Here is an 11141-nt window from a genome sequence, read left to right on the forward strand (position 1 = left end):
CATTTAAAAACAGCATTTTTCATAAAAAACAAGGAAAAGGCGACAGAGTGTCGCCTTTAGCTCTTTTCTACTTTTAATTTTTTACACTCCTCTATTAAAAGCGGGATGATTTCAAACAAGTCTCCGACAATCCCATAGTCTGCTACATTAAAAATATTTGCTTCAGGGTCTTTATTAATAGCTACAATCACTTTTGAATTAGACATACCTGCTAAGTGTTGAATAGCACCAGATAAACCACATGCAATATATAAATCAGGTGTAACAACTTTTCCCGTCTGTCCAATTTGAAGCGAGTAATCACAATACTCTGCATCACATGCTCCTCTTGAAGCTCCAACTGCTCCACCTAGCACATCAGCAAGTTCTTGTAATGGCTTAAACCCTTCTTCGCTTTTTACACCTCGCCCTCCCGCTACAATCACTTTTGCTTCTGAAAGATCTACTCCACTCGTCGCTTTTTGCATAACTTCTTTTACAACTGTACGCAAATCTAGAGATGGTTGTGCAACTTCTTTTGTTTCTCCATCTCTTCCCGGATCTGCTGCAAGCTTTTCGATATTATTTGGTCGAATTGTAAAAAATAAAGGTGTGTCAGTAAGGATGCGTTTCTCAAAAGCTTTTCCTGAGTAGATAGGACGCGTTAGAATAACGTTTTCACCCACAACTTCAATATCTGTTACATCAGAAATTAAACCACTCTCAAGCTTTGCTGCAAGCTTTGGAGCAATCTCTTTTCCTTGGGAAGTATGACCTATAATAATTGCTCCTGGTTCTTCCTCCTCTAAGAGGGCCTGAAAACATTGGGAGAAACCATCAAGCGTATATGTTTTTAAGGTAGCGCTTTCAATAAAGACTACACGATCTCCACCATAGTGAAAAAATGAAGACGTATGGCGAGCAATGTCTTCTCCAACTACTCCCACTACAACTTCTCCGCCATCCGCAATCATGCGTGCTGCTGCAATCGCTTCGTACGATACACTTCGGACTTCTCCGCCTTTAAATTCCGCCAATGCCAATACTTTGCGAGCCATATTTATTCCTCCTTTTTTAAAGCACTTTTGCTTCTGAGTATAATAGGTGAACAAGCTCTTTCACCTGATCGTGTGATTCACCTTGAAGTATTTTGCCTCCTTCTTTTTCAGGTGGTAAAAACCGTTCAACAACCTTTGTTTTGGCTTCTATTTCTTCCTCTATTTCTAGATCATCTAATTCAATTTCTTCAAGCGGCTTCTTTTTAGCCTTCATAATACCGGGTAAAGACGGATAGCGCGGTTCATTTAGCCCTTGTTGAGCTGTTACAACAAGCGGGAGAGCTGCTTGAATTTTTTCTTCATCTCCTTCTACGTCCCTTATTAGTTCCACATCATTCCCATGAATTTCAATACTTGTGATAGTTGTAACACAAGCAATATTTAAAAGCTCTGCGACTCGTGGACAAACCTGTCCACTTCCTCCGTCAATAGCAACATTTCCACCAATAATCAAATCACATTGCTGTTCTTTTAAATAAGAGGCTAAAATAATGGATGTGGTATATTCATCTTCGCTTTCCATTTCATCTTCTGTATTAATGAGCACTGCTTTATCACAACCCATTGCAAGCGCCGTTCGCAGTTCTTTTTGAGAATCTTCGTTCCCCAGTGTTACAACCGTCACTTCTCCTCCATGCTTTTCTTTTAAAGAGATTGCTTCTTCTATTGCATATTCATCATAAGGATTAATAATGAACTCTGCTCCATCCTCAATAATCTCTCCTCCATCAAGCGAAATTTTTTCTTCTGTATCAAACGTACGCTTCATTAACACAATAATATTCATAACTCCACTCCTTTACTGAATATTAAGATTATTTACCTTGGAAGAATGGCTTTCTTTTTTCTAAAAAAGCAGCAATCCCTTCTGAAGCGTCCTCTGAACCGAATACTTCTTTAAATTTCCTTGCTTCTTCTTCTATTCCTTCTTCATAGCGGGCTTCTTTGGCATATTGTAAAAGATGCAAAACTGCTTTAATGGTCATAGGACTTTTTCTTGCCATTTGCCCAGCAAGCTCTGCTACTTTCTGAAAAAGCTCATTCTCTTCAAACGCCTCGTTTGCTAGACCTATGCGAACAGCTTCACTTCCAGAAATCGATTGACCTGTTAGCATCATTTCACATGCTTTTCCTATCCCGACAAGCCTTGGTAGTCGCTGCGTTCCTGCAAAGCCGGGAATAATCCCAAGTGTAAGCTCTGGGAGTCCTAAGCGGGCTTCTGCTGCAACAAACCTCATATGACACCCCATTGCCAGTTCAAGCCCTCCTCCTAAGGCTGCTCCATGAATAGCAGCAATAACTGGCTTTGGGTATGTTTCAATCTTGTTCATAAGCTTCTGCCCAAAACGAGCAAGCGACTCATAATCTTCACTTTTTTGCAGTGCTGTGAATTCTTTAATATCGGCTCCTGCACAAAAAAACTTTCCTTCTCCTCGAAGCACAATAACGCGGGTTTCATCATCTGTTTCAAGTAACGAAAAAGTATTCCAAAGCTCTTTTAAAAGAGCTGTTGACAAAGCATTTGCTTTTGGTTTATTTAGCGTAAGAGTTGTGACGTGCTGATTTTTGTTCATTTGAACGTAAGCCATCATATCCCTCCTATAGCGCAATCTTTATCTTTTACACCCTTGAAGTAGAAGCTTATGGACTTTTGGAATAAGTTTTGTAATGTCATACTTATACTCATTCATCACCCATGTTGTCACAACTTCATCAATTGTTCCAAAAATCATTTGACGTGCAAGACGAGCATCTAGTTCTTCTTGGAACTCACCGCTCTCAATGCCACTTTCTAAAATTTCATCAATGATTTCGAGGTAGCCTTTTAGAACTTCGTTAATTTGGTTTCTTATATCGCGGTTTGTTTGGCGAAGTTCAAGCTGAGTTACAGCTGCTAAGTGTTGATCTTCTGAAAGAAACGTAATGTGACGCTGAATTAGAAAGAAAAGCTTTTCAGAAGCTGTTTCTTCTTTTTGAATATCTTCTTGAATTCTTTCAATAAATTGCCCCATTTTCTCTTGAAAAAGGGATATGAGGATATCTTCCTTATTTTTAAAATAGAGATAAATGGTTCCGTCTGCTACCCCTGCTTGTTTAGCAATCTTAGATACTTGAGAGCTATGATAGCCATGTTCGGCAATGACGACAACTGCTGCATCTAAAATTTGTTTGAATTTTGGTCTATTTCGATTCATATTGTTTGCTCCCTTGCTTCATTAATTACCAACAGAGTATACCATATTCCGTACATTGATTATCATTTTGTTCTACCGAATGAAATGAATGGTTATTCATTCATAATATCATCTTAAAATATCCCGACAAACCTGTCAACAGAATTATAGTGAAATTTGGTTTGAAGGGAAAACACGATCTATTCTTGTCTTTCTTCTTCTATTAAAACACGCCTTAAGATTTTCCCAACGGCTGTTTTAGGTAAGTCTTTTCTGAACTCATAGACTTTTGGAACTTTATAGGAAGCAAGAGACAAGCGTACATACTCATCAAGTTCATCTTCTGAACATGATACACCATCTTTTAATACAACAAAAGCTTTGACCGTTTCCCCTCTGTATAAGTCAGGAATACCAATAACAACGGCTTCTTTTACTTTTGAATACCCGTATAGCACTTCTTCTACTTCACGAGGGTAAATATTATATCCACTCGCAATAATCATATCTTTTTTTCGATCAACAATGTAGAAATAGCCATCTTCATCAAAATAGCCTAAGTCTCCTGTAAAAAGCCACCCATCTTTCAACACTTGTTTTGTTTCTTCTTCTTGGTGCCAGTATCCTTTCATCACTTGAGGCCCTTTTACAGCAATCTCTCCTATTTCACCACATGGTAAAGATTCCCCTGTTTCAAGAGAAACGATTTTAGCATCCGTATTTGGCCAAGGTACACCAACACTTCCTTGTTTTCTTTTTCCCCAGAGAAAATTAGCATGTGTCACAGGGGAACTTTCTGTTAGCCCATAACCTTCTACAAGCTTCCCTCCTGTAAGATCTTCAAACTTTTCCTGAACATAAGCAGGAAGCGGTGAAGAACCACTTATACAAGCTTTAATCGAGGAAAGGTCGTATTCTGGTAAACTAGCATCATTAAGCAGTCCAACATAAATTGTGGGAGCTCCAGGAAATAGCGTTGGCTTTCTCTTGTCAATTGTTTTTAACACCTCTTTTATTTCAAATTTCGGTAAAAGAACCATTTCATATCCTTCTAGAAGAGATAAAACAAGCACTGTTGTTAATCCATACACGTGAAAAAGGGGCAAAACACCTAAAATTCTTTCATTTCCTCTTTCACATTTGTAAAGCCATGTTGTACACATCTTCGTATTAGCGACTAAGTTTTGATGTGTCAGCATTACTCCTTTCGGAAAACCCGTTGTTCCTCCTGTATATTGTAAGAGAGCTAAATCATCGCTATACACTTCTTCTTTTACCAAATTTGCTATTTTTGTTTTTAAAATGGTGGACCATTTATGCGTATTGCTGTCTTCTTTTATGTGTTGGACGGTTTTTTGAGTCTTTTTTTGGAGATATGGATAAAGAAGATTTTTTGGAAAAGGCAAGTAATCTTTGATGGATGTTACAATAAGATGCTCCACTTTTGTTAGCGCTTTCATCCTAAATCCTTTTGAATATAACAAATCTAGAGTAATAAGGAACCTTGCGCCTGAATCTTGGAGTTGATAGGAGAGTTCTCTTTCTGTATAAAGCGGGTTAATAAGTACAACAACTGCTCCTAATTGTAATACGGCATTAAAGGCGATTACAGTTTGAGGACAGTTTGGTAGCATAATAGCCACTCGATCACCTTTACGAACTCCTATCTCATAAAAATAGCAAGAAAGTTGATCAGTTTGGGCAGCTAGCTCTGTAAACGAAAGGGTTTTTCCTAGAAAGTGAATAGCAGGATTTCCTTGAAATTCTTTTGCTGCTTTTTGAAATAGCGATACGAGCGTCGCTTCACCAAGAGTGATTTCTGCCGGTATTTCAGGCGGATAGTGAATCAACCACGGTTTTTCGGATGCTTGAAGCACAAAAAATACCTCCTCAGTTTCGCATTTATTACGCACACTATGTTCATTATACAATGGAGCGCCCTGAAAAGAAAAGGATTTCAAAGAAAAACAAGAGAAGAAACATCAAAATGTTTCTTCTCTTGTTTTATGCAATAAACACTATATAAATAATCCCAATTGTCATAAATAAACCGCAAAGAATAAGCAAAAGTTTGGCTAACTTCTCCATTGTTTATCACCCTATTCCGGCTGAAATAACAAACGACATTCCAATTGAAATGACCATTGATATAAACCCAACGGCTCTGTTGTCTTGCGCAATTTCATGATCAATCTTGAATTTTGGTGTAAGAAATTCAAAAATAAAATAGCTAACTAACAGAAGAATAAAGCCAAAAACTCCCCAGCCAACCATTACAAACAACGTATTGTGTTGGCTAATTGAGCCTTGAAAAACATTTGCTACGCCAAAGATTTTTCCACCTGTAGCCATAGCAACGGCTAGATTTCCACGCTGAATTTCCTCCCAGTTTTTATAACTTGTCACAAGCTCAAAGATGACAAGAGCTAGAACAATGCATAAAATAACAACGCTATAGTTCGCTGCTGTTAATACATAAGGATTCTCCCAAAATTCCTTCACAGCGGCTCTCACTCCCTTATTTTAGTTCAGCAACGGTCACTCCAGAGCCGCCTTCTGATGCTTCCCCAAAACGAATGCTTTTGACGAAACGATGATTTTTCAAGTAGTCTTGCACACCTGTTCTTAAAGCCCCTGTTCCTTTTCCATGAATAATAGAAACACGTGGGTACCCAGCAAGAAGTGCATCATCAATATACTTCTCAACGCGCTGAATAGCATTTTCAAACCGTTCTCCGCGGAGGTCAAGCTCAAGCTTAACATGATAATCTTTGCCTTTCACTGTTGCAAGTGGTCTTGTTTCTACAGCTTTTGGAGAACTAATAAACTCTAAGTTTGACTCTTTTACTTTCATTTTCATAATACCAAGCTGTACTTCCCACTCTGTATCCGATACTTTGTCTAATAGCGTTCCTTTTTGACCGAATGTTGATACTTTCACTTCATCCCCTGGAGAAAGCTTTCTTTCTACCTTTTTCGGTTTCGGTGCCGCTTTTGTGCCTTTTCTTAATGTTGGAACTGCTTCTTCAAGATCTTTTCTCGCTTGAATTAGCTCATGTTCTTTTATACCACTTTGTTGATTAAGACGCATATTGCGCAGGTCTTTAATAATATTCTCCGCTTCTGTCCGCGCTTCCTCCACTGCTTTTGCTGCTTTTTGTTCAGCTTGCTCAAGCAGTTTATCTCTTTCATTGTTAAATTCTATAATCTGATCCTGCAGTTCACGATGAAGCTGTTCTGCCTCTTTCCTAAATAAAGCAGCTTCTTCCTTTTCACTTTCAGCTTTTTTGCGGCTGTCCTCAAGTGAAGCAATCATATTTTCTACCTTATTTGTCTCTGCTCCAATATATCCCTTTGCTTCGTTAATAACTTCTTCTGAAAGACCTAATCGGCGTGAAATCTCAAATGCATTGCTTCGTCCTGGAACCCCTAAAAGTAGTTTATATGTCGGGCGAAGGGTTTCCACATCGAACTCAACACTTGCATTCATTACTCCTTTTCGATTATATCCATACGCCTTCAGTTCAGGATAATGAGTTGTCGCTATAACACGTGCTCCTCGATTGTATACTTCATCTAGGATAGAGATAGCAAGTGCTGCTCCTTCCTGAGGATCTGTTCCAGCACCAAGCTCATCAAATAGTACAAGGCTCTTATTATCAACACCTTTTAAAATGTTAACGATATTTACCATATGAGAAGAAAACGTACTCAAGCTTTGCTCAATAGACTGTTCGTCTCCAATGTCAGCAAATACATGCTCGAATACTGCTACTTCAGAACCGTCCAAAGCCGGGATTTGAAGGCCTGCTTGTGCCATGAGTGTAAACAAACCAACTGTTTTTAACGTTACCGTTTTCCCTCCTGTATTTGGACCTGTAATAACGATGCTCGGGTACTCTCCTCCAAGCTCAATATCGTTTGCTACAACATCTTCTGCAGCAATTAATGGATGACGTGCTTTTTTCAGATTAATATATCCTTCTTCATTAAGCTTTGGTTTTGAACCTTTTAATTTATGACTGTACTGCCCTTTTGTAAACATAAAATCAATTTCTGCTAGTATATCAACGTTAACAGAAAGCTCGCGAGCAACTTCTGCTACTTCTGCCGTAATTTGTGCAAGAATACGCTCAATCTCACGCTTTTCTTCTACTCGGGCCGCTTGAAGCTCGTTGTTTAGGTTTACAATTGCTTGTGGCTCAATAAATAACGTGGCTCCTGAGGAAGATTGATCATGAATAATTCCTCCATATGCTCCTCGGTATTCTTGTTTAACCGGAAGCACATAGCGATCATTACGAATCGTTATAATGGCGTCTGAAAGCATTTTTGTCGCAGAAGAGGAACGCGTCATTTGTTCTAGCTTTTGACGGACGCGTGCTTCTGTAGAGCGTAATTTTTGGCGTAATCCTCGCAGTTTTTCACTCGCTCCGTCTAGCACTGTCCCATTATCATCAATGCTGTTCTCAATTGTTCGCTCAAGATCTGTTAAGATAATAAAACCTTCAATGTACCCTTTCAAAATAGGTAATGAAAGGTCTGTATTTTCTTCTAAACTTTCCATAAATATTGAAAGCTGTCTTGTTGCATAAATTGTGCTTGAGATTTCAAGTAGTTCACTTGCTGAAAGTGTTCCACCGATCTCTGCCCTTTTAGCACTTGCTTTTATATCATGGATACCGCCAAGTGGAACATTTCCTTTCACACGAAGCACTTGAGCTGCCTCATCAGTTGCGTTTTGCCAAGCTTCTACTTCTGTGAAACTTATGGACGGGCGAAGACTCTCTACTTTCTCTCGTCCTAGTGAAGATGCTGCATGTTTCAACAGACCTTCTTTAATTTTATCGAACTCTAATGTTTTTAAAATGCGCGCTTGCAAACATGTTCACTCCTTTTAAACCTTTGCTTTCCTTGTATTAATCGTTGCGTTTTAAAAATGCTCTCAATTCTTCTAAAGGATATGTGTTAATAACGCTCTCTTTGCGAATCCAGCCTTTTACAGCTGTCGCCACCCCAACTTTCATATCTTCAAGCATGTCCAGATTATGTGCATCTGTATTAATTACAAGCTTTACTCCTTGCTCTTGTGCTTTTTTCAAATGATGAGAAGCAAGGTCTAAGCGATGTGGATTTGCATTGAGTTCAAGTGCTGTATTTGTTTCGTGAGCAAGCTCAATTAACAAATCCACATCAACGTCATATCCATCTCTTCGTCCAATAAGTCTTCCTGTTGGATGTGCAATAATATCGACATGGTGACTATTAAGAGCTGTTTTTAATCGCTCCATAATAACTTCTCGAGACTGTGAAAAGCTTGAATGGATAGAAGCAATAACGATATCCATTTCCTGTAGAATTTCATCATCATAATCTAACGTACCATCAGGAAGAATATCCATTTCAATTCCTGAAAGGATTGTGAAATCATCATATTTTTCATTTAGCTTCTTAATTTCTTCTCGCTGTTTACGAATTCGTTCTGGTGTTAGCCCATTTGCTACCTTTAAATATTGAGAATGGTCAGTAATTGCCATGTACTCATAGCCTCTTGCACGGCATGCTTCCACCATTTCTTCGATAGAGTATGCGCCATCACTCCATGTGGAATGCATGTGCACGTCTCCTTTTATGTCTTGAAGAGAAATAAAGCGATCTTCTTTCGTTAGCTTATCTACTTCTGTTCCATCTTCACGCATTTCAGGTAAAATAAACGGCAAGTTAAAGTAGTTATAAAACTCTTCTTCAGATGAAAACGTACGGACTTCTCCTGTTTCTATATTCTCAACACCATATTCACTAATTTTCTCTCCACGCTCTTTCGCAAGCTGTCTCATTCTTACATTATGATCTTTTGAGCCTGTAAAATGGTGCAGCGTTGTTGGAAATGCCTTGTCTTCTACAAGACGAAAATCAACAGATATATCATAAACATCTTCAAGTACAACCGATACTTTCGTATTTCCACTTGCAATTACTTCTTTAATAGACGGCATTGCGAGTAAGCTATCACGAACAAGAGACGGCTCTTCTGTAGAAATAATAAAATCTAAGTCTTTCACTGTTTCTCTTATACGACGTACGCTGCCTGCTCGTGAGAAACGAATAATGCCTTTCATATCAGCAAGCGTTTGTTCGATTTTCTCCACAAGTGGTAACATAATAGCAAGCGGCAATCGTTCAGGACGTGTCCCATATTCCTCGATTGCGGCAAGAATTTTTTCCTCTGTTTTCTTACCGAAGCCGCTAAGTTCCTGTACTTTTCCTTCTTCACAGGCGGTCTTTAATGTTACCATATCCGTAACATTCAGCTGTTGATAAAGCTTTGCAATCTTTTTCCCACCTAATCCTGGCAAATCAAGAAGAGGAATTAATCCTTCTGGAACTTCTTTTTTTAACTCTTCTAGCACAGTAGATTGTCCATCTTGAATATACTCTTCAATAACAGCACTAGTTCCTTTTCCAATACCTGCGAGAGATGTGAAGCTTTCAATTTCACTCAAGCTGCGCTCATCATTCTCAAGCGCACCTGCCGCCTTTCTAAAGGCCGAAATTTTAAATGCATTATCTCCTTTTAACTCCATATATACTGCAATCTTTTCCAAAAGTTTAATAATCTCTTTTTTATTCATTTTCACACCCACTTCTTATACGTTCTTCTATTGAAGATGATACAAAGTTTTTTTAAAAAAGTACAACCTCTGCCTCTTTATAGCCTAGAAGCATATTAACTTTATTATCATATCGTATTTTGCTTATGAAAGCGAAGAAGCTCATTTTAAAGGCTAACCACCTTCTCTACCCTTACTTCTTTATCTCTCTACAAAAGAACATAAAAAAGCTCGACGAAAAATCGCCAAGCTTTTTTACATATCTTTTCCCCATAGCTCTGGAATCATATCAGAGAGATATGGAGTATGATTTACAATAATCCCTGCAAGAGATGAGTTTTGAACTTGTGCTTGTATACCGCCGACAGGAAGCAGTGCAATAATATACAACACAATAAAAACAATTACATAAATCTCTACAAATCCAAGGATGGCTCCTGCCCATTTATTAAAATGACGCAATATCGGAAGCTGCGCTACAAAATCAAAGAGCGAGCCAATAATATGAATCACCAAATTTGTCAAAAAGAAAAGAATGGCAAATGAGATGATACGGTAAAATAGCTCTTCTGCATAAGAACTTTGTACGAGAAGAGATACAGCATTTTCTCCTTCAACAGACGGATACGGAATCCATAGCTGAAGTTTTTCAGCAAGAGCATCATGATACATGTAAGCTACAAAAATAGAAAGAACAATGCTAACAAGACGAATTACTTGTAGAATTAATCCTCTCTTTAAGCCAATTAAAAACCCGTAGCATAACATTATTAACACTATAATATCGACGAGCATAGTTCTTCATTCCTTCTTATTTATGAGTTCCTCTTCTAATCTTTCAACTTCTTCTTTTAATTTTATATAATCGTTCACAACATTTACAGCTGTTAAGACCGCTAGTTTATTAATATCTAGTTGTGGGTTCTTTAAGTTAATTTCTCTCATCTTATCATCAACAATCGAAGCGACAAGGCGTACATGGCTTGTACTTTCATCACCTATTATATTATACTGTTGCCCATATATGTCGACCGTTGTTCGATTTCTTCTCCGTTTTGACACAAAAGATCCTCCGTTCCCACAAAAATCCTATTCTATATCATAACACGGATGATATGAAGAAGGAAACACCATTTCTTGTAAAATAGCTTCCTTATGTAAAAAATTCTATGACACTCTTTTACTTCTTCATTATAAACATTTACTGCCATTGTGCCACACTCTTAATGTATTTTCTATTTTAAAAATGTAGAACTTTTAAGTAAATACTCTCAATATTCTTTACGACATAACTTTTCAACAACTATACAGGATCAAAA

At 38.0% G+C, this 11141-nt stretch carries 10 protein-coding genes; all 10 read right to left on the bottom strand.

Annotated elements, in window-relative coordinates; genetic code table 11:
- Positions 1–56: 56 nt before the first annotated feature.
- The 10 genes from BM012_RS03610 to zapA all read right to left on the bottom strand — a co-directional run bounded on the left by BM012_RS03610 (position 57) and on the right by zapA (position 10884).
- On the bottom strand, positions 57–1037 hold the full coding sequence (locus BM012_RS03610; protein ID WP_061802171.1) for an electron transfer flavoprotein subunit alpha/FixB family protein: 981 nt from the start codon (positions 1035–1037) through the stop codon (positions 57–59).
- 16 nt (positions 1038–1053) lie between these two features.
- Positions 1054–1824, bottom strand: a complete 771-nt coding sequence (locus tag BM012_RS03615; protein WP_061802172.1) for an electron transfer flavoprotein subunit beta/FixA family protein — start codon at positions 1822–1824, stop codon at positions 1054–1056.
- Between the two features lie 28 nt (positions 1825–1852).
- Positions 1853–2626, bottom strand: coding sequence for an enoyl-CoA hydratase (locus BM012_RS03620; RefSeq protein WP_061802173.1), 774 nt, complete (start codon positions 2624–2626; stop codon positions 1853–1855).
- 24 nt (positions 2627–2650) lie between these two features.
- Positions 2651–3232 carry a fatty acid metabolism transcriptional regulator FadR gene (locus BM012_RS03625; RefSeq protein ID WP_061802174.1) on the bottom strand — a complete coding sequence of 194 codons (582 nt, stop codon included), beginning with the start codon at positions 3230–3232 and terminating at the stop codon, positions 2651–2653.
- 179 nt (positions 3233–3411) lie between these two features.
- Positions 3412–5088: an AMP-binding protein gene (locus BM012_RS03630; protein WP_061802175.1), complete on the bottom strand. Its 1677-nt coding sequence runs from the start codon at positions 5086–5088 to the stop codon at positions 3412–3414.
- 217 nt (positions 5089–5305) lie between these two features.
- Positions 5306–5713: a DUF350 domain-containing protein gene (locus BM012_RS03635; protein ID WP_061802176.1), complete on the bottom strand. Its 408-nt coding sequence runs from the start codon at positions 5711–5713 to the stop codon at positions 5306–5308.
- Between the two features lie 16 nt (positions 5714–5729).
- Positions 5730–8093 carry an endonuclease MutS2 gene (locus tag BM012_RS03640; protein WP_061802177.1) on the bottom strand — a complete coding sequence of 788 codons (2364 nt, stop codon included), beginning with the start codon at positions 8091–8093 and terminating at the stop codon, positions 5730–5732.
- Between the two features lie 37 nt (positions 8094–8130).
- Positions 8131–9843: a DNA polymerase/3'-5' exonuclease PolX gene (gene polX / locus BM012_RS03645; RefSeq protein ID WP_082802465.1), complete on the bottom strand. Its 1713-nt coding sequence runs from the start codon at positions 9841–9843 to the stop codon at positions 8131–8133.
- A 234-nt stretch (positions 9844–10077) separates the two neighbouring features.
- Positions 10078–10617 (bottom strand): CvpA family protein, encoded by a 540-nt coding sequence (locus BM012_RS03650; RefSeq protein ID WP_061802178.1) that lies wholly within the window; start codon positions 10615–10617, stop codon positions 10078–10080.
- A 6-nt stretch (positions 10618–10623) separates the two neighbouring features.
- A complete protein-coding gene (gene zapA, locus BM012_RS03655) occupies positions 10624–10884 on the bottom strand; it encodes a cell division protein ZapA (protein WP_019391245.1) in 261 nt (86 codons plus the stop codon).
- Between the last annotated feature and the right edge of the window lie 257 nt (positions 10885–11141).

Source organism: Priestia endophytica DSM 13796 (assembly GCF_900115845.1).
Classification (GTDB): Bacteria; Bacillota; Bacilli; order Bacillales; family Bacillaceae_H; genus Bacillus_I; species Bacillus_I endophytica.

Bases quoted from the DNA above. Each gene is read 5' to 3' on its own strand.
- BM012_RS03610 (WP_061802171.1), bottom strand. From the start codon at position 1,037: ATGGCTCGCAAAGTATTGGCATTGGCGGAATTTAAAGGCGGAGAAGTC.
- BM012_RS03615 (WP_061802172.1), bottom strand. From the start codon at position 1,824: ATGAATATTATTGTGTTAATGAAGCGTACGTTTGATACAGAAGAAAAA.
- BM012_RS03620 (WP_061802173.1), bottom strand. From the start codon at position 2,626: ATGGCTTACGTTCAAATGAACAAAAATCAGCACGTCACAACTCTTACG.
- BM012_RS03625 (WP_061802174.1), bottom strand. From the start codon at position 3,232: ATGAATCGAAATAGACCAAAATTCAAACAAATTTTAGATGCAGCAGTT.
- polX (WP_082802465.1), bottom strand. From the start codon at position 9,843: ATGAATAAAAAAGAGATTATTAAACTTTTGGAAAAGATTGCAGTATAT.
- BM012_RS03650 (WP_061802178.1), bottom strand. From the start codon at position 10,617: ATGCTCGTCGATATTATAGTGTTAATAATGTTATGCTACGGGTTTTTA.